Here is a 26,054-nt window from a genome sequence, read left to right as displayed (position 1 = left end):
CTTTTCCTCCTCTTTCTATCTATATAGAACTATTCTCCGCATCTTTAAGAAATCCTGCCACTGTATGAGAGATTTGCTTAAAAGTTTCATCAGCAGTCTGCGGTGTTATTTCAAACCAGTTGACATCCATTTTATTTCGGAACCAGGTGTACTGCCGTTTGGCGAACCTTCTTGAGTTCTGTTTCAGCTGTTCAACAGCTTCCGGCAGTGTGATTTCCCCTCTTATGTAAGGTACCAATTCTTTATAACCGATACCACGCATCGGTCGGCAAAATTCATGCCCCGACTTCAAGAGCCGCTCTACTTCATCAATTAAGCCTTCATCCATCATCTTATCGACACGCTTATTAATTCTATCATAAAGCAAAGTACGATCCATCTCGAGGCCAATGACATAAGGAGTCGTATCTCCATTAGCAATCTGCTTCATTCCGGATTCCGACATTGGTTTTCCTGTTGTTTCAAAAACCTCCAATGCTCGAATAAGACGACGATGATTGTTTGGATGAATCTTCTCTGCTTGGAAGGGATCAACCTTACACAAGCGTGCATGCAGTTCACCCGCACCTTTTTCTTCAAGTTCTTTCTTAAGGCGTTCTGTTACAGCCGGGTCGCGGACTTCATTGGAAAAATCATAATCATAAAGTACAGATTGTATGTACAGTCCGCTTCCCCCTGCAATGATCGGTAATTTTCCATTATCATGCAAATCCCCAATTAGATCCTTTGTCATCACTTGAAAATCAGCAGCTGTAAAGGGGTCGCATGGATCAAGAATATCAATCATATGATGAGGGATGCCAGCCATTTCGGCCGGCGTCACTTTTGCAGTCCCAATATCCATACCCTTATAAACTTGCATCGAATCCCCACTAATCACTTCACCATTGAATTGCTGTGCAAGTTTAATGCTGAGTGAAGTTTTCCCCACCGCGGTCGGTCCGATTACGGCGATAACCGGCTTCTTCATTCATTTCCCTCATTCCCCTCTGGTGCTCCTGTTCCTCTCTCAAATATGCATCGAACATCCAGATGTATTTCTCAATCTTGCCACATAGAGTTGTCAGCAGATCAGCTGTTGGTGCATCTCTTAATTCTTCAGCAAGCGGTATACCATTTTCATTCATCTCAGTTGCAATTTTGCGCAGATCGGCAAGAAGCTGGCTCACCATTTCTGTTTCCTCGTCATCCGCCGATGCTTCCTCCAATGTTGCCTCTTTCAAATACTTCTTCATTGTAGCAAGCGGACGGCCGCCGATCATAAGGATTCGCTCGGCAATTTCATCAAGATCTTCAGCAAACATTTCATAAAGCTCCTGGAACTTCTCATGAAGATGGAAAAAGTGATGCCCCTTTGCAAACCAATGATAGCGATGCAACTTAACATTCATAACAAAGTAATTGGACAATTCCTGATTCATAAAATTAACTAAACGTTGGTTTTCCATTTTTGACAACACTCCTTTTTTATAAGTGTCGCCAAATATACTTCTAATTAACCTTTACATGATGCGCTTGAACATTTTCTCCAATTCATATGTTGTGAAATGAACGATGATTGGTCTGCCATGCGGGCAGGTGAACGGATCAGTCGACATGCGTAAATCATTCAATAATGTTGTCATATCTTCATGAGTCAAATAATGATTAGCCTTAATAGATCCCTTGCAGGACATCATCGTTGCAGCAGCTTCGCGAATTTTCTCAACATCAATTGAAGTTTCTTTTACAATATAATCAACGATTTCCCTGATCACATCTTCTTCTTCACCTTTAGGAAACCAGACTGGATGGGACCTTACAATAAATGTTTTGTCACCAAATGGTTCGAAAAAGAGACCGACTCGTTCCAATTCTTCTCTTCCATTCTCAATAAAGATCGCTTCCTGGCCGGTGAATTCAAATGTCAGAGGCAATAGTAGCTCTTGGAGTTCATTCTTGGGTAAACCAAGTTTTCGCTTAAAATACTCATACTTTATCCGCTCCTGAGCCGCATGCTGGTCGATCATATAAAGCCCGTTTTCGTTTTGAGCCATAATGTATGTGCCCTGTAGCTGTCCGATTGGGTACATGCGCGGAACACGAGGCTCTCGCTCCTCATCCCGCTCAAGTGAAATTGGATTTTCTGATCTCAATACTGCGCTTTCTTCCTGTACTTGTCCTTCTACTTGTTCAGGTATTATCACCGGATCTGGTCTTGGTTCCTGTACTGTATTCATTTGAAACTGTGAAGCTCTCTGTTCAATCTGTTTCTCTATTTGTGACGGCGCTACAATTCGTCGTTCCCTCTCCGTATCAAAACTCAGCACTTCTTGCTGTGATTGCTGAACTTGAGATTTGGGCTTTGGAGCAGCAGCTTCTGGTATGAGTACAGCCTTTTGGAACGTTCCGCGAATTGTTTCCTCAACAAGCTCCACAAGGTCCTTCTCTTTGCTAAACCGTACTTCGAGTTTTGTAGGATGCACATTCACATCAAGTAAAAGCGGATCCATCTCAATTGAAAGTATAGCGATTGGTGACCGTCCAATCGGAAGAAGAGTATGATACGCACGCAATATAGCCTGATTTAATGCATAACTTCGAATATATCTGCCATTTACAATTGTTGACATATATGTTTTAGAAGCTCGAGTTACTTCGGGCTTGGCTATAAAACCGTGCATTTTGAAATCAAGTGATTCGGCTTTCACCTCTATCATTTGCCGCGCTACACTCATCCCATAAATATTCGCAGTTACGTGTAGCAAGTTGCCATCACCAGAAGTTTGAAATAGCATTTTTCCATTATGGATTGCTTTAAAGCGCACTTCCGGATGCGACATGGCAAGCCTGTTCAGCAAATCTGTTATATGCCCAAGTTCCGTATGCAAAGTTTTCATATATTTTAATCGGGCCGGTGTATTAAAAAACAAGCTTTCTACAGAGATTTCGGTTCCTTTTCTTGCATCTGTCTTCTTTTTTGACTTCAAATTCCCGCCTTCGAGCTCAAGTTCTATTCCAGCTTCAGCACCTTCTGAAGTTGCAATTCTCAACTTGCTTACAGAAGCGATACTTGCCAACGCTTCTCCCCGAAAGCCAAGTGTTTTCACGCGAAACAGGTCATGTTCATTTTTGATTTTGCTCGTAGCATGTCTAAGAAAAGCACGCTCGGCATCTTCAGCACCCATGCCAATTCCATCATCACGAATAAAAATTCGTTGAAGACCTGCTTCATCCAGTTCTATATGAATTGTCCGGCTGCCTGCATCTATGCTGTTTTCAACAAGCTCTTTAACGACAGAAGCTGGCCGTTCAACGACTTCTCCTGCGGCTATTTTATTTGCGAGCTGATCAGAAAGTTGATAAATCTTCATGCAGAACAACCTCCTTTACTTTTTCGCAAGTTTTTTCAGTTTGTACAGAGCATTCATTGCATCAAGTGGTGTCATCTCGAACAGATCCATACTGGCGAGCTCCCGCTCAACAACAGTGGGCTCTTCGTCCTTAATCTGCTCTTTTTTATCTTGAGCTGGTTCCTGTATCGCAAAGAAGCTGAGCTGATCAGTGGAAGGCTCGGATACTTTGCTTATATCCGCACTTGTCTGTTTAGGTGTTCCATTCTCAAGATCATTCAATATTTCTCTCGACCGTTCTATAAGCTTGGGCGGCATTTTTGCAAGCTTTGCAACATGTATACCATAGCTTTCATCTGCAGCACCATCACATATCTGGTGAAGAAATACAATTTCATCATCGTGTTCTTCTGCCCGTACATGAATATTTTTTAGGTTTGGCAACGTTTTTTCGAGAGATGTCAATTCATGGTAATGAGTAGAAAACAATGTTTTGGCTCCTATATGATTATGAATGTACTCAGCAATTGCCTGAGCGAGAGCCATCCCATCATATGTGCTTGTCCCTCTTCCGATTTCATCAAGAAGAATTAAACTGTTTGAAGTGGCACAAGAGATTGCATGATTAGTTTCAAGCATCTCGACCATAAATGTACTCTGACCGGCAACAAGGTCATCAGCCGCTCCAATACGTGTGAAAATTTGGTCGAAAATCAGAAGTTCTGCATGATCTGCAGGCACGAAGCAACCAATCTGCCCCATAATAATCGTTAACGCAAGCTGTCTCATATATGTGCTTTTACCGGACATATTTGGTCCTGTTATTAATAGAAAACTTCTGTCCTCATCAAGCTCAACATCATTAGGGACAAAAGCACTCGTTTTCATCACTTGTTCAATTACTGGATGCCTGCCTTGGCGAATGGTCAATTTTCCTCTGGAAAATACGGGTCGCACATAGGAATTTTTTTCGCTCACTTCAGCGAATGATTGGAGAACATCCATTTCCGCAATTGTCCGTGCCGCGAACTGAATATACTGTATGGAATTTTTTACATGATCACGGATTTTCATGAACAGTTCATATTCCAATTCTGTACTCTTTTCCTCCGCTTCAAGAATAAGCTGCTCTTTTTCCTTTAATTCAGGTGTAATGAAGCGTTCCGCATTGGCAAGTGTCTGCTTCCGCTCATAGCGCCCTTCTGGCAACATATGCAAATTCGCCTTTGTCACTTCAATGTAGTATCCAAATATCCGATTGTATCCTATTTTTAGAGAGCGTACCCCCGTTGCATCCTTTTCTTCCTTCTCAAGCGAAGCAATCCATGACTTTCCGTTTTTGCTCGCATCCCGATACGTATCCAGCTGTTCATTAAATCCGTCTTTAATCATTCCGCCTTCCTTGACAGAGATTGGCGGATCTTCAGTAATGCTTGCTTCTAAATACGAAACGAGATCAGAAAGGTCTGGCATTCGATTGAGCTTCTGATTAATATGGGAGTTTTCAAAACTCATCAGTAAATCTCTGAATGCAGGGAGTTTTTGCAGTGACTGCTTCAGTTGCAACAAGTCACGCGCATTTGCGTTGCCGAAAGCAACCCTTCCTGCAAGACGTTCCAAATCATAAACAGAATCCAGAAGTTCGCGCAGCTCATCCCGTTTCATGAAATCGCCAATGAAGCTTTCAACAATATCATGACGCTCTTTAATCTTAAATTCTTGTAATAAAGGCCGCTCAATCCATTTTTTCAGAAGCCGGGCCCCCATTGCTGTCTCAGTCTGATCCAGAACCCATAAAAGGCTGCCATACTTCTCCTTCTTTAAAATCGTCTCTGTCAGTTCCAAATTGCGTTTGGAATATTTATCAAGAATCAAATGTTCCTGCAGGTCAATGACTTCCGCTGGCTGCATATGGTCGAGAGAACGCTTCTGGGTGCGATACACATAATGCAGCATCCTACTAAATGTTACTCGATGCTTCTCATCCGGTAAATGATCATATAGATCTCTGCAATCTTCCCGGAAGTCCGTGCATGATTCAGTCGAAAGTGTAATATCCAGCTGCTGCACGAGCATAAGTCTAATTTCTTCAGATAGATCCGGATCAACAACAATTTCCTTGACCGGCTGGCTATACAGCTCATGAATGACCGCTTCGTGTCCGCCTTCAATGATCGCAACTGTTGATTCTCCAGTTGATAGATCATTGTAAACAATGCCAAAGTTATCTCCAGGTAACTCCGACAAACTGGCAATATAGTTATGATCCCTGTCATGAAGCATTCCGCTTTCCATGACAGTTCCCGGTGTGATCAGCTGAATGACTTCGCGCTTGACGACACCTTTAGCCGTTTTTGGATCTTCCACTTGTTCGCAAATTGCAACTTTATATCCTTTTTCAATAAGAATTTTTATATATCCAGGCGCTGAGTGATAGGGAACTCCACACATAGGTATAGGATTTTCTTTATTCCCATCCCTCTTAGTGAGTGTGATCTCCAATTCCTTCGCCGCCTTGATTGCATCCTCAAAAAACATTTCGTAAAAATCTCCTAGACGGAAAAATAAAAAAGCATCTTTATAAGCTGCTTTTATAGATAAATATTGTTCCATCATCGGTGTCAGTTTTGCCATAAAAAGCGCCTCCATTGGTGCTTAGAGTCTAGTATTAGAAGTATATCACAGATAAATCGTTTATTTGATTTGAGCGCATAGGAAAAAAGAAAAAACGAGAGAATAAGCTCCCTCGCTTTTAACGTTTTACATCTTTTTCAAGAAAATCCGGGTTTACATCCGATAGCTCTTCATCAGACAGGTCTGCTTCCCAGTCATGTTCTTCAGTGAAGACACTTCCATTCGGCTCAACCTTTACGTATACTTTCGTCTCGCCGATTACATGAACAACGAGTTCACGCTCAACTTCAGCATTTAACTTATGACCTTTATTGCTGATTTCGCATTCAAGGCAATTCGGTTGCTGTGAGACCTTAACTACAATATCGTATTCATCATCAATGCACTGGTCGTCACGGATTGATAGCGGAATGGTATCTTTGTAACTAATCCGTTCAGTGACCACTTCTGTTTTCGTATTATCATCATACGAGTACCAAATGTTGATGTCGTAGCTTCCGCTTACTTCTACAGCATCCTTTGATTTCTTCCTCGCACTATATGCATGATTGATGACCCAGCAGCCAAGAATGCTCGTAGCTCGCTGTGAAGGGGACACAATACGATTTTCTTTAGTATACTTTTTGCCTTTTCCGCAGACTGCTTTTGTAATAATTTCTCGGTAATCTTTTTTAAGGAATGACATCCTGCATACCTCCTCTTTTCTCATGAGCAGTGTATGCAAGGCAAATACCTATGGTGCATCGCCCTTAAAATTTTTGCGAAATCATGAACCGCAAGATGAGCGGTTTTTAAGAGCAGACCCTGTCTCTCCAGCAAGCACATCTCCGCCAGTTGACTCAATCAGCTTCTCTGTAACTTCTCGGGCAATCGTTCCGGTTACAAGCTGCAGTACATCATTGACTAGGAGTTGAATTTCCTTAAATTCCTGTACAACAGGAATTGCATCAATCTCTGCTTGCATTCTGTCAATCTCTGCCTCGACTTTCTTAAGAGCCTCTGTTTTCTGATAAGCTCGTAAATTGACAGCTTGCTTCTGCATCGCTTTAATTTTCTTGATCAATTCCTGAACTTTTGTATTTTCGTTAATTTTAGCTTCCACTAGCTTAAATCGCTCAATTTCTTCAGTTCTTGAAAGCATGTCGGCTAGCTGTTTGGCATGGTCAAGTACTTCCTTACGGGAATATGTATCCGTCATCTGTTCCACCTCTGCTTCACTTTCTTTCCAATGATACAGCTTTTGGTTGAAAGCGCTCTATTTATATGTTCAAGTATAGCTTTTAATATTGAAATGTACAATACTCTCCAAGACGACAAAAAAATGCTGCGGCAGTGCCACAGCATTTCTGATGACTAAGTATTCATCGTGGTTCAACAATCAGTTTAATCGCTGTACGTTCTTCTTCGTCAATCTTGATGTCAGTAAAAGCAGGAATGCAGATAAGATCAATTCCGCTTGGTGCAACAAAACCTCTTGCGATCGCTACAGCCTTTACAGACTGGTTCAAGGCACCTGCACCGATTGCCTGGATTTCCGCTGTACCTCGTTCGCGCAATACATTTGCAAGTGCACCTGCTACTGAATTAGGGTTTGATTTTGCTGATACTTTTAATATATCCATTATTGCTACCTCCTTCAATTGCTATTGGATTTCCATTGCTAGTATATTCGCTGAGATGTTGCGTTATGACCCTATTCTGCACCATGTGCTCACTGCATCGCCCGCTCAGGAAAAGAAAGGATGGTCACGATTAATCATGATGCGTTCCACATGCTCGGCTTTTCCATTTTTCTCATTGATAGTCACCAAAAATCCATTCAATTGCGTGTTCCCTTTTTTGTCCACCTCAAAACGTACAGGCAGGCCTGTCTTAAAACGTTTGATCACCGCTTCTTTTTCCACGCCAAGGATTGCATCATAAGGACCTGTCATGCCTACATCAGTAATGTAACCGGTACCAGAAGGCAAAATCCGTTCATCTGCCGTCTGTGTATGTGTATGCGTACCGACGACACAACTTGCACGCCCATCCACATACCATGCCATTGCTTGCTTTTCGCTCGTCGTCTCTGCATGGAAATCAATAAAGATAATATTCGTACGCTGCTTCGCTTCTGCCAGCAGCTCATCGACCTTTTTAAACGGATCATCAATCGGTGTCATGAAGGTTCTTCCTTGCAAATTAATGATTGCAATTTCTTTATCATTAAACTTCAGATAGACAATTCCCTTGCCAGGTGTTCCTTCCGGGAAATTAGCCGGTCGTACCATATATTTGGCACTCTCAATAAATTCGAATATTTCCTTCTTATCCCAAGCATGGTTGCCAAGCGTAACCGCTTGAGCACCCCATTCAAGAAATTGTTTATAAATTCGCTCCGTAATTCCTTTTCCTGAAGCTGCATTTTCCCCATTAATAATTGTTATATTCGGCTTATGTTTCTTTTTAAGCTCTGGAACGTATTTTTTCACCATGTCACGGCCAGGAGAACCGACGACATCTCCTATAAACATAATCTTCACATTGAACACTCCATTCATTTTACGGTTCTCATTATAATAAGAAGAGTCAAGCTTACTAAACTCACTCTCCAAGTACAGTGCAAGCCAACTATTAATGAGTCTTGCAACCTGACATATATTTTAAAACCAGTTTATTTCAGAAAAAAAATAAAGCGAACAAAATGTCCGCTTTATTTTGCATACTCAACCGATCTTGTCTCTCTAATGACCGTCACTTTGATATGTCCAGGATAATCAAGTTCACTTTCGATTCGCTTGCGGATATCTCTTGCAACACGTGCAGACTCCGCATCATCAATTTCGTCAGGTCTGACCATGATACGAACCTCGCGACCTGCCTGGATTGCAAATGACTTCTCGACACCAGTAAATGATTCAGCAATCTCTTCAAGCTTCTCAAGACGCTTGATATAGTTCTCCAATGTTTCACTTCGCGCACCTGGACGTGCTGCCGATAAAGCATCAGCTGCTGCCACAAGCACAGAAATCACGGAAGTAGCTTCTTCATCGCCATGATGCGAGGCAATCGCATTGACCACCGTAGGATTTTCATTGTACTTAATTGCAAGTTCCTTGCCGATCTCGACGTGGCTTCCTTCGACCTCATGGTCTATTGCCTTGCCGATATCATGCAGGAGTCCTGCTCTTCTTGCTAGTTTCTCGTCTTCGCCAAGTTCCGCGGCAAGCAATCCGGACAAATAAGCAACTTCTATAGAGTGCTTCAGTACATTCTGGCCATAGCTTGTACGATACTTGAGACGTCCGAGAATCTTAATGAGATCCGGATGAAGTCCGTGAACACCGACTTCAAATGTCGTCTCTTCACCAACTTCACGAATATGCTCATCAACTTCACGACGAGCCTTATCAACCATCTCTTCAATGCGTGCCGGATGAATTCGGCCATCCTGGACGAGCTTTTCAAGCGCAATTCTCGCAATCTCCCTGCGAATTGGATCGAATCCGGAAAGGATGACTGCTTCTGGTGTATCATCAATAATGAGATCTATTCCGGTAAGCGTTTCCAGAGTTCGAATATTGCGACCTTCACGTCCGATAATCCGGCCTTTCATTTCATCATTAGGCAGCGTTACGACAGAAACAGTCGTTTCGGCAACATGATCAGCAGCACAGCGTTGAATGGCCAAAGAAAGGATGTTTTTCGCTTTCTTGTCTGCCTCTTCTTTCGCTCTGTACTCAGAGTCTTTAATCATGACTGCTGTTTCATGGGAAAGCTCGCCTTCCAGACGGTCGAGAATGACCTTGCGTGCCTGGTCAATCGTGTAGCCGGAGATACGTTCAAGTTCGGCCTCCTGTTGCTGCACCATTTGTTCCACTTTGCTTTCCATTTCTTCAATTTGGTTTTGTCTGTCTGTCAGAGACTGCTCCTTTTTCTCGAGCAGAATTTCGCGTTTGTCGAGTGTTTCGCTTTTTCTGTCGAGACTCTCTTCTTTCTGCAATAGACGATTTTCCTGCTTTTGCACTTCCGCACGCCGTTCTCGCAGTTCTTCTTCGGCCTGCAGGCGGTGTCGGTGACTCTCGTCGCGTGCTTCAAGAAGCGCTTCTTTTTTTGCAGCTTCTGCATTTCGATGAGCTTCCTCAACGATTTGTTTGGCTAATGTTTCTGCACTGGAAATCTTCGCTTCAGCGATTGATTTGCGGATCAGATAGCCAACAACAATACCGACGATCAAGATCAGGGCAAGCAAAATGGAGATGATGAGAGGACTATTCATGATTTCACCTCCTATTGCCATTAAAATTAGTTAAGATATCATGTTGTCGGCATGTACCATATTCAATGAATCTGTATAATCGTTATTGGAAAAAAATTATACAATTTAATTTTAATTCTCCAATTGACCATTGTCAAGGTGCTTATATGAAAGCAAAAAGTCTTTGCCGGTCGATCGGCAAAGACTTTTTCTACTGCATTATACGTCAAAAAGCTCCTGCTCACTTTCATTTTCAGAGGCTGATTCCTGAGCTTTATCTTCGTCAAGTTTGTAATGATCGCGAATTGCATGATAAAGTTCTTCAGTCACATCCGGGTTCTCAATCAAATACTGCTTTGAGTTCTCACGCCCTTGACCAAGACGTTCTTCATTATACGAATACCAGGCACCGCTTTTCTGAACGATATCCAAGTCCGATGCCATGTCTAGAATTTCGCCTTGTCGGGAAATCCCTTCTCCGTACATAATATCTACCTCGGCCTGCTTGAATGGTGGAGCGACCTTATTTTTAACAACTTTGATTCTTGCTTTGTTACCCATAATTTCATTACCCTGTTTCAAAGTCTCAGCACGGCGTACTTCCAAACGCACTGAAGAATAGAACTTGAGTGCACGGCCGCCTGGAGTTGTCTCAGGGTTACCGAACATAACGCCGACTTTTTCACGAATCTGGTTAATGAAGATTGCAATCGTATTCGACTTGTTGATTGCTCCTGAAAGTTTGCGAAGAGCCTGTGACATCAAACGAGCCTGAAGACCGACATGGGCATCTCCCATCTCACCTTCAATTTCAGCACGAGGTACAAGGGCTGCAACTGAGTCAACTACAATAATATCAATAGCACCACTTCGTACAAGTGCTTCGCAGATTTCCAATGCCTGCTCCCCTGTATCCGGCTGGGAAAGAAGTAGTTCCTCCGTATTGACACCAAGCGCCTGAGCGTAGTTCGGATCGAGTGCATGCTCAGCATCTATGAAAGCGACCTGTCCGCCAGCTTTCTGTGCTTCGGCTATTGCATGAAGCGCAACCGTCGTTTTACCAGATGATTCCGGTCCATAGATTTCAATGACCCGTCCTCGAGGATATCCGCCAATACCCAAAGCAACATCTAGAGCGAGAGAACCGCTCGGGATTGTTGCAAGTTTTGTAATCGGCTGTTCTCCCATTTTCATAATGGAGCCTTTGCCGAACTGTTTCTCTATTTGTCTCAACGCATTGTCCAAAGCCTGTTTTCTATCGTTCAAAGCGTTACCTCCTTAAGAATCTATATACATATCATACTCTCAGTTTAACGTTTTGGCAAGCAAAAAGCGAATATACGTTCTTTTGTTTTACCAGCAATTCATTAATAAAAAATCTTGTTATAACTGATATTTGAAAGAGGATATTTTATTTTCAAAGACATCAGAACTTAAAATTACGATTTTAGCAATTTATAAATCAATTCAAGCCCTTTATTTACTGACTGCGAACGGATAGAATGCCTGCCTCCATGAAGACTGAATTGATGTGCATGCACTTCATCAGAGGTAGCCAAACCAATAAATACGGTTCCCGCAGGTTTACCCTCCGCAGAACCCGGTCCGGCAACTCCTGTAAATGAGATGCCGATATCTCCTCCGAGCAGTTCCTTCACATTCTTTGCCATTGCAGTGGCACACGCTTCACTTACCGTGCCATGCTCGTCAATCAGTTCCTTAGGGACACCGAGCAGCCTTTCTTTAGCTGAACGGGCATAACTGACTACTCCTCCGAGACATACAGAGGAAGCACCAGGTATTGAAATAAGTTCATCAGCAAACATACCACCGGTCAGGCTCTCAGCAGAAGCAATCGTAAGCTTCTTTTCTTTTAACATAGAAAGAATAGTACTTGCTAGTGTCTCATCATTCATTCCATAAAAATATTGACCGACTCGCGAAAGGACTTTACTCTTCATTTTTTCATTCAATTCATCAGCCTCAGCTGCTGTCTCTGCTTTTGCGGTAATGCGAATTGTTACCCCATCCTTTGCAACGAGCGGGGCCACAGTCGGATTTGACTGTTCGGTGATCAAATCCTTCAACTCCGTTTCAAGCTTCGATTCACCAACACCAGAGAATCGCAGGACTAGTGAGCGGATCAGTTCGTCTCTGCCTCCAGTTCGTTCGAGATATGAAAAAACATGCTCTTCAGCAAGGCTTTTCATCTCTCTGGGAACTCCAGGAAGAAAAACCCATGTTGTACCTTCATATTCAACAATAAGTCCAGGGGCTGTACCTTCTGAATTATCGAGTACTTCTGCTGTCTCGAAAACGAGTGCTTGTTTCTTATTATTTTCGGTCATGATCGACTTCTGTTTGCGGAAAAAATCCTCCAACTTAACCATTGTAGGCTCATGGTGGAACATTTTAAGGCTACTCATCTCTGAGAAAGCCTCCCTTGTCAAATCATCATCTGTCGGTCCCAGGCCTCCTGTTACGATAACAAGATCGGACCTTTCATGCGCATGAGCAAAGGTTTCGCAAACTCTGTGCAGGTTGTCACCGACAACTGAATGATAAAAAACGTTTAAGCCAAGCTCTGCAAGACGCTCCGAAAGCCATGAAGCGTTCGTATTCGTAATTTGCCCAAGCAGCAGTTCGGTTCCGACTGCAATAATTTCGGCTTTTTCTCTTTTGATCATTTAGAATCCCTCATGACGTTCCAATTTTTAATGAAGTAATCAAGACCAGAGAGGACAGTAAAGAATAGAGATACATAAAGCATAATCAAATCAAAACGAAATCCGCCAAGCCATTGGAATGGGAAGTTATAAAGAAGCAAAGCAGCAATACCGATTAGCTGCGTCATTGTCTTCAACTTACCAAGTTTACTTGCAGCAAGTACAAGCCCTTCACCTGCAGCAACAAGACGGAGTCCTGTAACAGCGAATTCCCTGCTAATGATCACAATTACTACCCAAGCAGGAGCAAAACCTAGTTGTACAAGCATAATCAATGCTGCTGAGACGAGCAGCTTGTCCGCAAGCGGGTCAAGAAATTTTCCAAGATTTGTTACAAGATTGTATTTGCGTGCATAGTAACCATCAACCCAATCGGTAGCAGATGCAAAAATAAACAAAATTGCTCCAATCAAGTGTGCGGTCGGGATTGTCCATTCCCCAGAACCAACTTTCCCCCAATCCCATGGAACAGCAAGTAAAATAATAAATATTGGTATTAGAATAATTCGTGAAACAGTAATTTTATTAGGTATGTTCATGCGTTTAAAGCATCCCTTCATAGCGAAATTAAGTTAATTAAAACCCCTCCACACACAATATGGAGGGGCTTATTTCAATCCTTGGAACCCTTCAGATTCAAGTGGATTTTTTGGAAAACCTTCTCATCCTGGTTGACCGGGTAATCCATCTTTTTACCATTTACACTAATGTCAACAGCCGGGGCATTTCCTATAACAAGATAAACTTCCTCACCTTGTTTCAGCTTCAGTTCAACAGGTGACTGGCCTTTGGAAAACGTGCCGCTAAATTTCGATTCGTTTCCAGAAGTGGCATCAAGCCAAGAATCTCCTTTTCCAGTCGGCTTAAGCGTAACTTTTACAGTGTCGCTATCCGTCTTCACATCAACTTTTGATTCAGGTGAATTACCAGTTCCAGCTTCGGCAACTGCGATGGAAACTTTGTCAGTCGCCTCAGCTTTTTGCTTTTCATCTTTTTTATCTTTATTCTCTTTTTTATCTTTATTCTCTTTTTCAGCCTGTTTCTCTTCCTGTTTCTGAGCAGCAGCTTTTTCTCGTTTCTGCTTCGCAACTTCTTCATCCGTCTTTTCATCTTCAGGTGTTCGTATTATTTCATTTCCGTCCTCGTTTTTGACCGGATCTGAACTATTAGTAGCTGTCTTGTTATAAAACACGACGGCAAGAACAATAATTGCGATAATTAACAGAAAAACAGTAATCTTAGGAAGAAGAGATCCAGTATTACGTGAGCTGCGATCACGAACCGGCTGTTTAATTTGTGTATACTCTGTTTCTTCTTTTTGTTTTTCTTGCTCTGCCGGCAAACCCTGAAACGCTTCAAGCAATTCCTGCGGATCCAGCCCCACGGCATTTGCATACTCCTTGATAAAAGCTTTAGCATAAAACTTTCCTGGAAGAAGGCTGAATTTATTCTCTTCTATCGCTGCAAGATAACGTTTTTGAATTTTTGTTGATTCCTGCACTTGCTCAAGAGAGAGGCTCTTCTGTTCCCTCGCTTCCCTCAGTCTTGCTCCAATATCCATTTAGCAACACCGTCCCCACTTAAAAATCGAACATGTTGAAACCGTCATTCTCTGTAAATTGCGGTTCCTCAATAGGTTCATATGTAATCTCCTCATTTTCATCACTGCGCAGTTCAATAATATAATCGAAATCATCCATATCATATTCAGTTGCCTGCACGAATATGTCAGGATGTTCGACAACTTTCACAGCTTCCAATTGCATGATTTCCCTGATCAGTTGCCAATGCTGTTCATTGGCTCTTCTTTTGGAAACAATCCCATCAATAATATAAATATTATCGTTGCTGTACTCCCCTTCAATCAGACGGCTTCTTACTGTCTGCTTAAGCAAAGTACTCGAAACAAAAAGCCAGCGCTTATTCGCACATACGCTTGCAGCTACAACAGATTCCGTTTTGCCTACTCTTGGCATCCCCCTGATGCCAATGAGTTTATGGCCTTCCTTTTTATAAAGCTCAGCCATAAAATCAACAAGAAGACCGAGCTCATCACGGACAAAACGAATTGTCTTGCGATCGTCGGCATCACGGTGAATATACTTCCCATGTCTTACTGCAAGCTTGTCACGTAATTTAGGTTTGCGCAGTTTTGTAATCGAAATGGTATCAATTGTTTCCAAAATCGACTTAAATCGCTTGATCTGATCTTCCTTTTCGGAACGGAGAAGCATGCCACGGCGTTCATTTTCGACACCATTAATGGTAACTATATTGATTGACAGCATCCCAAGAAGCGAGGAGATATCCCCTAGGATTCCGGGCCTGTTCAATCGGATTTCATACTCAAAATACCATTCCGTTTGCATGCTCCATTCCCCTTTCCGTATGTATTCATGTTACCCAATACCCTTTGCAATTGCAATTCATCCCTATACAATAATAAAGCATTTCGTAAAAGGATGAAAGCAGAAGTTAAATAGTCCCCCAAACAAAAAATGCGAAGAATCGTCAAGATTCTCCGCATTTTTCCATTAACCCTTTTGAACAAGCTTCACCATTGTACTGGCAATTGCCTGCTGTTCATCCTCTGACGCAACATTCCATAAATCCGCCAGTACGGCCTGTTCGCCGTTCGCAGGTTCAACTCTGTTAGCCAGATAGCCGCCAACTTCATGGGCGATGTTCGTGATCGTCTCATGGCTCATACCATGATCTTTCGCCTGTTCTAAACGGTTGGCAAGAAACGATTTCCAGGAATCAAAATTATCTAGTACCGACATTTGAATTTCCTCCTTCAAAATACAGTTCTGAATCATTAAGTAGTATTTGAAGAAATGAAATCATTATGCACTGAAAAAAGTTTTAACTCCAGCCGCCATCAACGTTCATAATTTCACCATGTATATAGGAAGATTTTTCATTAAGCAAAAAAGCTACAGCATTTGCTACGTCAAGCGGGTTCCCTGCTCTTCCAAGTGGAATTTCCGCTTCAAGCAAATTGCTATCGTCCTCACTAAGCTGGGCATTCATTTTTGTGCGAATATATCCAGGACTTACTGCATTTACCCGAACACCAGAAGGGCCCACTTCCCTTGCGAGTGCTTTCACAAAACTGTTTTGAGCACCCTTTACTGAGGAGTAGATCACTTCATTGCTCGCCCCGACTGCTCCCCATATGGACGTAATGAATACAATATTTCCAGACTGGTTTGAAAGCATAGAAGGTAGAAGGTTTTTCGTAATCACCCACGGAGATTTAACATGGAGATTGAGCATTTCATCCATTTTTTCATATGTAACATCCTGGAACAATCCATAATCAGCAGCTCCACTGGCAAATACAACGTGATGAACAGGAAATACGAGCTGTTCAAGTAATGCATGCACATTTTCCTCATCACGCAAATCCGCTTTTAGCTCAAGCAATATGGATTCAGGACGGAGTTTCTCTCTCAATTCATCCATCCGCTTCGCATTTTGATTATAATGAAGCAGCAGGCCGAAACCTGCTGCTTCCAGCTGACGGGCGATTGCCGCTCCGATATCACCACTTGCACCGACTAGAAGAACATTGCCTTTCATTATTTACTTTCCGGAGTAATCTGGAATACAGCGAGGCGATCTTCTGCAATCCAATTGTTCATAAAGCCGTTAAGCTCCTCAGCTTTTAGACTTTCCAGAACTGGTACCAGTTGGAGAAAATCAAAGCCGATAGAGTTGTAATGGATATACTGATTGGCGATGTATTCCATTGAATTCATGCTTCGCAAAACTTGCCCAATCTTTTTGCGTTTAAGAACTTCGAAGCGGTTTTCATTAATTTCTTCATCTGCAAGTGAGAGGAGCTGCTCCTTAACCTTTTCAGCAAACTCATCAGGTTTTTCAGTATTGCCGCCAATCATGGAATATCCGAAATTTTTCTCGAGAGACGTATCATAGTAAAAACTGCTGTCTACAAGTCCACTTTGATACAGTTCCTGATAATATTTTCCACCTTTTGAATAGTAATGATCCATAATTATATCAAGGAATAGATCTGTTTTAATAAATTCAAGCGGATCAGAAGGCACATGTTTCTCTTTTATACCAACAATGCTCTTCGGAATAGAGACCGGCATTTGGACGACCTTCTTCTTTTCAACAACGGTCTCCGGCTCTTCAGGATAGAAGCGTTTAATTTGTTCCATTTGAGCAAACTGCTTTTTCGCCTGATTGTCACGAATCATGTCAAGCATTTCTTCTGCGATAAAGTTTCCTGCAATAAATAAAGTCATATTTTCAGGATGATAAAAAGTGTTGTAACATGTGTAAAGGTCATCTTTTGTAATGTCCTGGATCGATTCCACTGTTCCTGCAATATCAATATTGACTGGATGATTGTGGAACATTGCCTTTATTGTTCCCATAAACGATTGCCAGTCAGGCTGATCGTCATACATGCGGATTTCCTGAGCAATAATACCTTTTTCCTTTTCCACGGACTGTTCAGTGAAATAAGGATCTTGGACAAAATCAATCAATGTCCTTGTATTTTCGATTATATTATCTGTTGCCGAAAATAAATAAGCTGTGCTTGTGAAAGATGTAAATGCATTGGCAGAAGCACCCTGCTTGCCAAAGTCCTGAAATACATCCCCCTTTTCGCTTTCGAACAATTTATGTTCAAGGAAATGAGCTATTCCTTCAGGTACGTGAACCCTTTCTTTGCTTCCGATTGGTACAAAATCCTGATCAATTGAGCCATAGTTCGTGCCAAAGATTGCATAAGTTTTGGACATTTCCTGTTTAGGCAAAAGGAAAACAGTTAGCCCATTACCGAGCTCTTCTTTATAAAGCGTTTCACCGATTGTTTCATATAGCTGCTTGTTCATCAGAAGCACCTCCATCACTGGTCAAAAGATAAACCATATCTTCTTCAATTTTTTCAGCTGCAGCCAAGACATCCTCTTTACTTACAGCCCGGATACCTTCAATCAACTCATCAGGTGTTGTATTCTCACCTGCTAGCACTTGCTGATATTTCAATTCAATAATTCCTTGTGGGTGATCCAGCGTTTCCAGGATATCATTGATAATCAGACCTTTTGTCTCTTCAAGAATCTCCTCTGTGAAATCGCCCGCTTTCATATCTTTGAGCTGCAATTCAATGATTTCACGCGCTTTGCTGTAGTCATCCGGAGCAATTCCACTGAATACAAACATAAGACCTGCATGGCTTTCTAGTCTGGAGGCTGCGTAATATGCCAGACTATGTTTTTCCCGCACATTCATGAATAGTTTCGAATTCGGAAAACCTCCAAAAATGCCATTAAAAACTTGAAGTGCATAATATTCCGGGTCTCTATACGTACAATGTGTGCGATACCCGATATGAAGCTTCGCCTGCTGGATATTTTCTTTTTCCACCAGCTCCCGTAATTTGGAGACATGCTTGCTCTGAACTTGTGTCAATTTGATCTTCTTTGGCTCTGCATTGCGGCCAAAGGCATTAATTGCAGTTTCTTTAGCCGTTTCCAAATTAAAATCACCAAGAATGTATAAATCGAGTTCATCATTTGCAATCATTTTTTCATAATAAGCATAGAGGTCACTTGCTGAAATGGATTCAAGGTCAGATTCATATCCATGCACGTGTAGTGAATATGATTCTCCTTCACACATTTCATCAATTAGACGCATCTGCGCATAGCTCATTTTATCTTCTTTCACAGAGCGGATACGCTGGCGCAGAGTTTCCCGCTCGCGGTTAAATACATCTTCTGCAAATTTTCCATTAGAAGCGTTTGGATCAAATACAACTTCACGAAGTAAATTAATTCCTTGCTGCATCATATTTGGTGCATTTGGAATGAACTTATCATTAGCAAGCTCCAGACGGAAACTGATGATATGGTTCTCACCTCTTTTGCCGTCATCAATACCAAGACCTGCTCCATACAATTCGTCCAATTTTCCTTCTAATTCGGAGCGGGTCGGATTATTTTTCGTTCCTTGACGCAATACGTAAGACAGCAATGCGCGTTTTGTAATATCTTCTCTGTTCAGTTTAGTACGAAACTTGGCAATCATATGCAAAGTCTTGAACTTCGTAGTTGGAATAAGATGCAGGCGCATCCCTTTTTCCTCATATATATGTTCATTAATTTGTTTCAAGGTGTTCCCTCCAATTCTCCCACGCCATATGCGAATTGGGAAAATAATCTATCACTATAGTATAACCTATATACACGTTTTAACAACAAAAGCTGCTCGCCAAAAAGCGGCATTCGTATAAAATGCCGCTTTTGCTTCAAGAATTCACTTCATCCATCATTTCTGAAACGAGCACAGTTCTCGGTTTGCTGCCCTCATATGGCCCAACAATCCCTCTATCCTCCATTGCATCGATCAGCCTTGCTGCTCTCGTGTAACCGATCCTGAAGCGACGCTGCAACATAGAGACGCTTGCCGATTGCATTTCAACAATCATTTTAACAGCATCTTCATACAATTCATCATCTACATCATCAGCGACCTCGTTTGTCTCATCAGGAATCATATTCTCCTGGTAGACCGCTTTTTGCTGTTCCACACAATGGTTTACAATCTTCTCAACTTCTTCATCGGACAGGAAGGCTCCTTGGACCCGGGTTGGTTTGGAAGTGCCTACAGGCATATAAAGCATATCCCCGCGTCCAAGCAATTTTTCGGCGCCTCCTGAGTCTAAAATTGTTCTTGAATCCGTTTGGGAAGAAACACTAAAGGCGATTCGCGAAGGAATATTCGCCTTGATGACTCCTGTTATGACATCTACAGAAGGGCGCTGGGTAGCAATAATTAAATGGATTCCAGCCGCCCGTGCCATCTGAGCAAGCCTTGTAATTGCGTCTTCCACATCATTTGATGCAACCATCATTAAATCGGCCAACTCATCAACCAAGACAACAATATAAGGAAGATGAGGCTGATCGCTATTATGTTCTTCATTATGGCGACGAACATGGTCGTTGTAACCTTCAATATTGCGCGTACCCGTATCCGAGAAAAGTTCATAGCGGCGCTCCATTTCGGCAACGACTTTCTTAAGAGCCTGTGACGCTTTCTTCGGGTCTGTTACAACCGGGGCAAGCAAATGAGGTATACCGTTATATACATTTAACTCAACCTTTTTCGGATCAATCATCATCATTTTTACTTCGTGCGGCTTGGCACGCATTAAAATGGAAACGATAATTCCATTTACACATACACTTTTACCGCTACCTGTAGCACCGGCAATGAGTAAATGCGGCATCTTATTCAATTCCCCAGCAACTGCATCTCCTGATATGTCCCTTCCTAAAGCAAAGAGCAGTTTCTTAGCAGGGTTTGCCTGATTCTCCAGAACTTCACGCAATGAAACCATCGCAATCTCTTGGTTCGGAACCTCTATCCCAACAGCAGATTTTCCCGGTATTGGCGCTTCAATACGGATATCTTTAGCGGCAAGCGCCAAAGCGAGATCATCATGAAGGCTTACAATTTTACTTACCTTAACTCCTGCTTCAGGATAAATTTCGTATTTAGTAACAGCTGGACCTACATGTACTTTAGTTACCTTCGCCTTTACTCCAAAGCTTTGGAATGTCTTTTCAAGCTTCCGTACAGTCGCCTGAATGTGTGATTTTTCTTTGTTCTGTGTATTCGGAACTGGTTCCTTCAATAGCTTAAACGATGGCAAACGATAATCATGATTCTCGTGAACAGCGAGGCTTTGAGCCAACTGCTGATCGAACGCAGAGTCCTCTTGGTGTTTTGCTTGTTTGTCATCTGGCACCTGCACATGCTCACTCTGATTCTTATTCTTTACCGGAAGTACATCGCTGGCATAATTAATATGCACATCTTCTTCCTTCGTTTCCTCGTCTTCAGAAGGTTCTTCCGCGAAAACCATCTCATTCAGTTCAGCCTCAGCCTGCTCTGCGGCAAGTTGAAGCTGCAGTTCCTTTTCAGCTCTCCGTTTCTCTCGTTTCTCTGCTCGATTCTTTTTTGCAGTTTTCATAGATTCAAATGTCTTATCCATGATTTTCGCAAAGAAATCGCCTATCGAAAATTCTGTAATGAACACAATTCCTGCCAGTATCGTCAATATCGAGAGAATTTTTGCTCCAGCAACGGAAAATAAATAACTGAAGAAAGCAAAAAGAAGACCTCCTGCCATACCTCCGCCTGTTTGACTTGCCGTGCCAACACCTTGCACATAGGCCATGAAATAATGCCAAGTCGCTTTCAGAATCGAAACATCGTTGCCAGCAACGAGCAATCTGTCAAACGTCTGGATATGTGTCAGCATTAGTATACCGCCGAAGCTAATATAGAAACCGATCAGCTTCTTATTAAGAAAGTCAGGTCGCTTACGCTTCGCCATAATATAAAAACCTGTCGCCAGCAAATAGATCGATGCAACAAAATACCAGATTCCAAACACGAAACGGAATATGTATTCAAGACTTCGCGGGATGAGTCCATCACTAATTAAAGATGCGCCACTTCCGAAAATAGCAATAGCAATGAGCAGTAGTCCAATCAATTCGAATCTGACTTGATCCTTTAATTGGCTCTTGCGTTTTTTTCTTTTTTTGGCCAATGTGTCACCTCCGGCCTGAAGCAATTTTACCCATGTTGAAACCCTCGCCAAATCTCGGCAAGGGTTTTTTGAGTGTTTCCTTATTATAGCATAAATTAGACGTACAAAAGAGATTTCAACCTTTCAGAACATTACCCGGCATATAATCAGCATGCATGAAGTCATGTGGATCCGTAGACAAAAGCTGCTCTATTTCATAACTTCCATTCTCAAGATTTCGCGCTAGCATCTGTCTGCCGTTACAATTGATGAGTTCACTTCTATTCGCTTGTTCTACAGGGAATATATCTGTTGCGGATAATGGCGTATAAAGAATCATTGGATGACCTCCTGCTCTTTTTGAAGGTTGATCAATTCCTGAACTTTTGCCATTGCATGTTTGACACCACCAACTTCATTAATAAGACCAGACTTCACAGCATCCTCCCCAACGACATTCGTTCCAATATCGCGTGTCAAATTACCCTTTGCCATCATTAGGTCCTTAAATTTATCCTCCTTGATGCCAGAATGTTGCACAACGAATTGGATAACACGATCTTGCATTTTATCTAGATATTCAAATGTCTGCGGTACTCCAATTACTAGTCCAGTAAGTCGAATAGGATGAATTGTCATTGTAGCAGTCGGAACGATAAAAGAATAATCAGCTGAAACTGCAATTGGAACGCCAATACTGTGGCCGCCTCCTAAAACAATTGAGACAGTTGGCTTAGAAATAGAAGCGATCATTTCAGATAAAGCCAATCCAGCCTCTACATCTCCCCCTACTGTATTAAGCAGAATGACAAGCCCTTCAATTTTCGGATTCTGTTCAATTGCAATAAGCTGTGGCAGTATATGCTCATATTTCGTTGTTTTGTTTTGAGGAGGCAACTGTATATGCCCCTCTATCTGTCCAATGATTGAAAGGACATGTATATTGGAATCAGGAGCCTGAGGAATATTCGTCTGGCCAAGTTGCTGAATCTTCTCGACAACTGCCGATGCTGCTTCACTTTCTGGCTTTGTTTCATTTTCACTGATTGATGGCTTAGTTTCATTTTTTTTCATTAAAACGACCTCCCATATGTGCATGCTGTTTGTAGTATGAGCGTTTACTGCAAAGGTCATTCTTTTTTTAATGATGGATGGTAAAAAAATAAATGAAACAAAAAAAGAACCCATGTTGCATATAAAATGCTTCATGGGTTCTTTAACCACCGTTTAGAGAAACTGCTCAATTAAACAAATTCCTTACAAACTGTGCGTCTTCATCTGATAAATCAACAAGCGGCAACCGTAAGCCACCGGCTTCGATTCCTTTTAGACGTAATGCCTCTTTCACCGGCGCTGGTGAAGGTGCAATGAACATGCCAGTCATGATCGGGAGGAGTTCACCGTGCAATTGAGCTGCCCGTTCGAGTTCTCCCGCTTTAAAGGCATACACCATTTCACTTATTTCTTTGCCGATGACATGAGCCGCCACAGAAACAATTCCTGCAGCCCCAATTGACAGCATCGGCAATGTCAAGCTGTCGTCACCAGAATAAACCGAGAAGTCATCCTCTGTTTCGCGAATGATTTTGGATGCCTGATTGAAATTGCCACTAGCCTCTTTTACAGAAACAATATTATCAATTTTGCTAAGTGATATTGTTGTTTCTGCTTCCAGATTACAGGCTGAACGGCCTGGAATGTTATAAAGCATGACTGGAAGACCCGTTGATTTAGCAATTGCCTTAAAATGAGCATGCAGACCACGCTGATTCGGTCGGTTATACGAAGGTGTCACTTGCATGATTGCATCGACACCGCAAGCTTCTGCTTCTCTTGTCAATGTGATCGCAGCCTCGGTATTGTTCCCGCCTGTACCGGCGATTACCTTCGCCCTTCCATCGGAAACCTGGACAACCTTTCGAAATAGCTGAAGTTTCTCATCATGTGTCAATGTCGGGGATTCCCCTGTCGTACCGCACACAACAATGCCTTCTGTTCCTGTAGAAATGAGGTGCTCCACAAGACGTCCGGTTTCTTCATAATTCACTTTGCCATCTTCCGAAAAAGGTGTCACCATTGCTGTCAATACTTTGCCAAAATCCATCGTATCCACCTCTCTGTCAATGGAAAATGTCACTCCGCTCCAAGCTCGAATACATCATGCAGTGCATTGACTGCTGCTTTCATATCGCTCTCTAGCGTCAAGATCCAAATTGTCGTATGACTATCCGCTGATTGAAGTATACGGACACCCTTTTCTGTCAGTGCCTGCACGATTTTTGAAGCAACGCCTGGTACACCTGTCATACCTGCTCCAACGGCGGATACTTTAGCACAACCTTCAGTCACTTCAGGATTAAAGCCCAATGTCTCCAAAATGTGAACAGCTTTTTTCATTCTTTCTTCTGGAATCGTATACTTCACAGTATTAGGTGAAATATTGATGAAATCAACAGAGATGCCAGCTTCAGCCATCGCTTTGAAAATCTCAGATTGGCGTGCTGAGTCCACCTCTTCTGTCTCAATTCGGATTTGAACTAGCTTTGGTATATGTGCAATTCCAGTCACAACTTGATCAGGAATTGCTGTATCCATCAGTATGTTTCTCGAAGTTGTAATCAATGTGCCCTCTTCCTCCAAATAGGTGGAACGGACTCGCAGCGGAATTTTGCCCTGCATCGCAATTTCGACTGCACGCGGATGAATCACCTTGGCCCCCTGATACGCCATATTGCATATCTCGGTATAAGTGACAATATCAAGCGGACGCGCTTTCTCAACGACACGCGGATCAGCTGTCATGATTCCGTTCACATCCGTAAAAATATCAATATACTCTGCAGAAAGAGCAACTCCAAGTGCTGCGGCACTCGTATCACTGCCCCCTCTGCCAAGGGTTGTAATATCACCATTTTCTGTCATGCCTTGAAAACCGGCGACGACGACTACATCCTGATTTTTCAATTCTTCAAGAATACGCTGTGACTTCACTTCTGTTATCTTTGCCTGGGTGAACTGGTCATTTGTTCGGATACCTGCTTGGGCCCCACTTAACGCACAAGCGCGGATATGACTGTTCTGGAGTTCGTTTGCGACGACGACCGAGGCAATCGTTTCGCCACATGATAGCAGCATGTCTATCTCCCTATTTGATGTCTGATGGGCAGGGAAGTCGACAAGATCGAGCAGTGTATCTGTTGCATACGGGTCAGGTCTCCTTCCGAGTGCTGATACGACCGCCACAACCTTATAGCCATTCATCAAGGCAGTTTTAATATGCCGGATCACATGTTGTCTGTTTTCTTCCGTCTGGACGGAAGTACCGCCAAATTTTTGAACGAGCAACTGCATGTTTCTTTACACCTCGGATATTATGAATTCAGATAGTTGTTTTTAATCATCGCTTTTGCAATTTGTACGGAATTGAGTGCCGCACCTTTTAATAGGTTATCGGAAACGATCCACATATGGAAGCCTTTTGCATTGTCAGGGTCTTTGCGGACACGTCCGACAAATACTTCATCTTTTGACATAGCTTCAAGTGGTGTTGGATAGATCTGTTCAGAAGGATTGTCTTGCAAAATGACTCCATCTGCTTTTTCAAGTACTTTATGCAAATCGGCAACAGAAAGCCCTTCTTTTTCCACTTCCACATAGACACTTTCCGCATGTGATGAGATGAACGGTAGACGTACACAAGTCGCTGCGACATGGAGATTTGGATCATGAAGGATTTTTTTCGTTTCGTTAATCATTTTCATTTCTTCAAATGTATAGCCATTATCCTGGAACACATCAATTTGCGGTAAAGCGTTAAATGCAATTGGATAATGCTTCTTATCGCTTCCTGCAGGCAGAATGTTTGCAGTCATTTCTTTACCTTCAAGATAGTTGCGAGTCTGTTCCTTCAATTCTTTTACAGCTTCATTTCCAGCACCGGAAACTGCCTGATAAGTCGATACGATAACTCTCGTAAGTCCGAAAGCTTCTTTAATCGGCTTGAGGGCTGCAACCATCTGGATCGTTGAACAGTTAGGGTTTGCGATGATGCCTTTTTGCATTTTGATATCTTCACAGTTAACTTCAGGGACAACAAGTGGAGTACCTTCATCCATACGGAAAGCACTTGTGTTGTCAATGACAATCGCACCTTGCTTAGCTGCTTCTGGAGCGAGTTTTATTGAAACCGATCCTCCAGCAGAGAAGAAAGCGAAGTCTATGCCTTTAAAGCTTTCAGTTGTCGCTTCTTCAACAGTAATATCTTTCCCTGCAAATTGAAGCACTTTACCTGCTGAACGCTTTGAGGATAGTAGTTTCACTTCACCAATTGAAAATGGTTCACGTTCAAGAATTCCAATAATTTTCTGGCCGACTGCTCCAGTTGCTCCGACGACGGCTACATTGTATGCTTTTTGTTCTGCCATATTGTTCAATACCCCTTTCGATAGTTCATCTGCTTATAAATGATAATCCTGACCTTTAGAAGTCGGCCAGGTTTATGCCGGAGCCTGCCAAATTGCAGCAGGCCCGGTATG

24 protein-coding genes are annotated in these 26,054 nt (G+C 42.4%); all 24 read right to left on the bottom strand.

Annotated elements, in window-relative coordinates; all coding sequences use genetic code 11:
* Positions 1 to 19 precede the first annotated feature (19 nt).
* The gene (miaA, locus tag QR721_RS06415) at positions 20 to 970 is read right to left on the bottom strand and encodes a tRNA (adenosine(37)-N6)-dimethylallyltransferase MiaA (RefSeq protein ID WP_348029627.1); all 951 of its coding nucleotides are present in this window, start codon (positions 968 to 970) and stop codon (positions 20 to 22) included.
* Complete coding sequence (locus QR721_RS06410; protein WP_348029626.1) at positions 906 to 1,448, bottom strand: Dps family protein; 543 nt, start codon at positions 1,446 to 1,448, stop codon at positions 906 to 908. Before QR721_RS06410 ends, miaA begins: the two co-directional genes overlap by 65 nt.
* A 54-nt stretch (positions 1,449 to 1,502) precedes the next feature.
* On the bottom strand, positions 1,503 to 3,353 hold the full coding sequence (gene mutL, locus QR721_RS06405; RefSeq protein ID WP_348029625.1) for a DNA mismatch repair endonuclease MutL: 1,851 nt from the start codon (positions 3,351 to 3,353) through the stop codon (positions 1,503 to 1,505).
* A 15-nt stretch (positions 3,354 to 3,368) separates the two neighbouring features.
* Positions 3,369 to 5,966, bottom strand: coding sequence for a DNA mismatch repair protein MutS (gene mutS / locus QR721_RS06400; protein ID WP_348029624.1), 2,598 nt, complete (start codon positions 5,964 to 5,966; stop codon positions 3,369 to 3,371).
* Between the two features lie 118 nt (positions 5,967 to 6,084).
* Entirely contained in the window at positions 6,085 to 6,651 is a 567-nt protein-coding gene (gene cotE / locus QR721_RS06395; RefSeq protein WP_348029623.1) for an outer spore coat protein CotE, read from the bottom strand.
* An 81-nt stretch (positions 6,652 to 6,732) separates the two neighbouring features.
* Positions 6,733 to 7,164, bottom strand: a complete 432-nt coding sequence (locus QR721_RS06390) for a YlbF/YmcA family competence regulator (protein ID WP_348029622.1) — start codon at positions 7,162 to 7,164, stop codon at positions 6,733 to 6,735.
* A gap of 163 nt (positions 7,165 to 7,327) precedes the next feature.
* Positions 7,328 to 7,588, bottom strand: a complete 261-nt coding sequence (locus QR721_RS06385) for a stage V sporulation protein S (protein WP_348029621.1) — start codon at positions 7,586 to 7,588, stop codon at positions 7,328 to 7,330.
* A 105-nt stretch (positions 7,589 to 7,693) separates the two neighbouring features.
* Complete coding sequence (locus QR721_RS06380) at positions 7,694 to 8,491, bottom strand: TIGR00282 family metallophosphoesterase (protein ID WP_348029797.1); 798 nt, start codon at positions 8,489 to 8,491, stop codon at positions 7,694 to 7,696.
* 170 nt (positions 8,492 to 8,661) lie between these two features.
* Positions 8,662 to 10,227: a ribonuclease Y gene (gene rny, locus QR721_RS06375; RefSeq protein WP_348029620.1), complete on the bottom strand. Its 1,566-nt coding sequence runs from the start codon at positions 10,225 to 10,227 to the stop codon at positions 8,662 to 8,664.
* Positions 10,228 to 10,425: 198 nt separating this feature from the next.
* Positions 10,426 to 11,472, bottom strand: a complete 1,047-nt coding sequence (gene recA / locus QR721_RS06370) for a recombinase RecA (protein WP_348029619.1) — start codon at positions 11,470 to 11,472, stop codon at positions 10,426 to 10,428.
* A 173-nt stretch (positions 11,473 to 11,645) separates the two neighbouring features.
* Positions 11,646 to 12,893 (bottom strand): competence/damage-inducible protein A, encoded by a 1,248-nt coding sequence (locus QR721_RS06365; RefSeq protein ID WP_348029618.1) that lies wholly within the window; start codon positions 12,891 to 12,893, stop codon positions 11,646 to 11,648.
* Entirely contained in the window at positions 12,890 to 13,471 is a 582-nt protein-coding gene (pgsA, locus tag QR721_RS06360) for a CDP-diacylglycerol--glycerol-3-phosphate 3-phosphatidyltransferase (protein ID WP_348029617.1), read from the bottom strand. Before pgsA ends, QR721_RS06365 begins: the two co-directional genes overlap by 4 nt.
* 74 nt (positions 13,472 to 13,545) lie before the next feature.
* Positions 13,546 to 14,493: a helix-turn-helix domain-containing protein gene (locus QR721_RS06355; protein ID WP_348029616.1), complete on the bottom strand. Its 948-nt coding sequence runs from the start codon at positions 14,491 to 14,493 to the stop codon at positions 13,546 to 13,548.
* Positions 14,494 to 14,512: 19 nt separating this feature from the next.
* On the bottom strand, positions 14,513 to 15,301 hold the full coding sequence (locus QR721_RS06350; RefSeq protein WP_348029615.1) for a DUF3388 domain-containing protein: 789 nt from the start codon (positions 15,299 to 15,301) through the stop codon (positions 14,513 to 14,515).
* Positions 15,302 to 15,466: 165 nt separating this feature from the next.
* The gene (locus tag QR721_RS06345; protein WP_348029614.1) at positions 15,467 to 15,715 is read right to left on the bottom strand and encodes a DUF3243 domain-containing protein; all 249 of its coding nucleotides are present in this window, start codon (positions 15,713 to 15,715) and stop codon (positions 15,467 to 15,469) included.
* A gap of 82 nt (positions 15,716 to 15,797) precedes the next feature.
* The gene (gene ymfI / locus QR721_RS06340; RefSeq protein ID WP_348029613.1) at positions 15,798 to 16,517 is read right to left on the bottom strand and encodes an elongation factor P 5-aminopentanone reductase; all 720 of its coding nucleotides are present in this window, start codon (positions 16,515 to 16,517) and stop codon (positions 15,798 to 15,800) included.
* The gene (yfmH, locus tag QR721_RS06335) at positions 16,517 to 17,806 is read right to left on the bottom strand and encodes an EF-P 5-aminopentanol modification-associated protein YfmH (protein ID WP_348029612.1); all 1,290 of its coding nucleotides are present in this window, start codon (positions 17,804 to 17,806) and stop codon (positions 16,517 to 16,519) included. The genes ymfI and yfmH overlap by 1 nt, the downstream gene beginning before the upstream one ends.
* A complete protein-coding gene (gene yfmF, locus QR721_RS06330; RefSeq protein ID WP_348029611.1) occupies positions 17,787 to 19,088 on the bottom strand; it encodes an EF-P 5-aminopentanol modification-associated protein YfmF in 1,302 nt (433 codons plus the stop codon). Before yfmF ends, yfmH begins: the two co-directional genes overlap by 20 nt.
* A gap of 136 nt (positions 19,089 to 19,224) precedes the next feature.
* A complete protein-coding gene (locus QR721_RS06325) occupies positions 19,225 to 21,540 on the bottom strand; it encodes an FtsK/SpoIIIE family DNA translocase (protein WP_348029610.1) in 2,316 nt (771 codons plus the stop codon).
* A 115-nt stretch (positions 21,541 to 21,655) separates the two neighbouring features.
* A complete protein-coding gene (locus QR721_RS06320; protein WP_348029609.1) occupies positions 21,656 to 21,859 on the bottom strand; it encodes a YlzJ-like family protein in 204 nt (67 codons plus the stop codon).
* On the bottom strand, positions 21,856 to 22,593 hold the full coding sequence (locus QR721_RS06315; protein WP_348029608.1) for a ClpP family protease: 738 nt from the start codon (positions 22,591 to 22,593) through the stop codon (positions 21,856 to 21,858). Before QR721_RS06315 ends, QR721_RS06320 begins: the two co-directional genes overlap by 4 nt.
* A gap of 166 nt (positions 22,594 to 22,759) precedes the next feature.
* Positions 22,760 to 23,623 carry a 4-hydroxy-tetrahydrodipicolinate synthase gene (dapA, locus tag QR721_RS06310; protein ID WP_348029607.1) on the bottom strand — a complete coding sequence of 288 codons (864 nt, stop codon included), beginning with the start codon at positions 23,621 to 23,623 and terminating at the stop codon, positions 22,760 to 22,762.
* Positions 23,624 to 23,652: 29 nt separating this feature from the next.
* Positions 23,653 to 24,870, bottom strand: coding sequence for an aspartate kinase (dapG, locus tag QR721_RS06305; RefSeq protein ID WP_348029606.1), 1,218 nt, complete (start codon positions 24,868 to 24,870; stop codon positions 23,653 to 23,655).
* Positions 24,871 to 24,890: 20 nt separating this feature from the next.
* The gene (gene asd, locus QR721_RS06300; RefSeq protein ID WP_348029605.1) at positions 24,891 to 25,943 is read right to left on the bottom strand and encodes an aspartate-semialdehyde dehydrogenase; all 1,053 of its coding nucleotides are present in this window, start codon (positions 25,941 to 25,943) and stop codon (positions 24,891 to 24,893) included.
* Positions 25,944 to 26,054: the final 111 nt, after the last annotated feature.

It is taken from the genome of Aciduricibacillus chroicocephali (genome assembly GCF_030762805.1).
Lineage (GTDB): Bacteria > Bacillota > Bacilli > Bacillales > Amphibacillaceae > Aciduricibacillus > Aciduricibacillus chroicocephali.
The sequence above is the reverse complement of the archived record's forward strand: the minus strand, read 5'-3'. Positions and strand labels throughout refer to the sequence as shown.

Coding starts and splice junctions, on each gene's coding strand:
- cotE (WP_348029623.1), bottom strand. CDS start 6,651: ATGTCATTCCTTAAAAAAGATTACCGAGAAATTATTACAAAAGCAGTC.
- QR721_RS06345 (WP_348029614.1), bottom strand. CDS start 15,715: ATGTCGGTACTAGATAATTTTGATTCCTGGAAATCGTTTCTTGCCAAC.
- mutS (WP_348029624.1), bottom strand. CDS start 5,966: ATGGCAAAACTGACACCGATGATGGAACAATATTTATCTATAAAAGCA.
- QR721_RS06385 (WP_348029621.1), bottom strand. CDS start 7,588: ATGGATATATTAAAAGTATCAGCAAAATCAAACCCTAATTCAGTAGCA.
- dapA (WP_348029607.1), bottom strand. CDS start 23,623: ATGGATTTTGGCAAAGTATTGACAGCAATGGTGACACCTTTTTCGGAA.
- asd (WP_348029605.1), bottom strand. CDS start 25,943: ATGGCAGAACAAAAAGCATACAATGTAGCCGTCGTCGGAGCAACTGGA.
- miaA (WP_348029627.1), bottom strand. CDS start 970: ATGAAGAAGCCGGTTATCGCCGTAATCGGACCGACCGCGGTGGGGAAA.
- QR721_RS06320 (WP_348029609.1), bottom strand. CDS start 21,859: ATGATTCTTTATACGCCATTATCCGCAACAGATATATTCCCTGTAGAA.
- QR721_RS06315 (WP_348029608.1), bottom strand. CDS start 22,593: ATGAAAAAAAATGAAACTAAGCCATCAATCAGTGAAAATGAAACAAAG.
- QR721_RS06410 (WP_348029626.1), bottom strand. CDS start 1,448: ATGGAAAACCAACGTTTAGTTAATTTTATGAATCAGGAATTGTCCAAT.
- QR721_RS06365 (WP_348029618.1), bottom strand. CDS start 12,893: ATGATCAAAAGAGAAAAAGCCGAAATTATTGCAGTCGGAACCGAACTG.
- mutL (WP_348029625.1), bottom strand. CDS start 3,353: ATGAAGATTTATCAACTTTCTGATCAGCTCGCAAATAAAATAGCCGCA.
- QR721_RS06355 (WP_348029616.1), bottom strand. CDS start 14,493: ATGGATATTGGAGCAAGACTGAGGGAAGCGAGGGAACAGAAGAGCCTC.
- pgsA (WP_348029617.1), bottom strand. CDS start 13,471: ATGAACATACCTAATAAAATTACTGTTTCACGAATTATTCTAATACCA.
- QR721_RS06390 (WP_348029622.1), bottom strand. CDS start 7,164: ATGACGGATACATATTCCCGTAAGGAAGTACTTGACCATGCCAAACAG.
- rny (WP_348029620.1), bottom strand. CDS start 10,227: ATGAATAGTCCTCTCATCATCTCCATTTTGCTTGCCCTGATCTTGATC.
- ymfI (WP_348029613.1), bottom strand. CDS start 16,517: ATGAAAGGCAATGTTCTTCTAGTCGGTGCAAGTGGTGATATCGGAGCG.
- dapG (WP_348029606.1), bottom strand. CDS start 24,870: ATGCAGTTGCTCGTTCAAAAATTTGGCGGTACTTCCGTCCAGACGGAA.
- QR721_RS06350 (WP_348029615.1), bottom strand. CDS start 15,301: ATGCAAACGGAATGGTATTTTGAGTATGAAATCCGATTGAACAGGCCC.
- yfmH (WP_348029612.1), bottom strand. CDS start 17,806: ATGAACAAGCAGCTATATGAAACAATCGGTGAAACGCTTTATAAAGAA.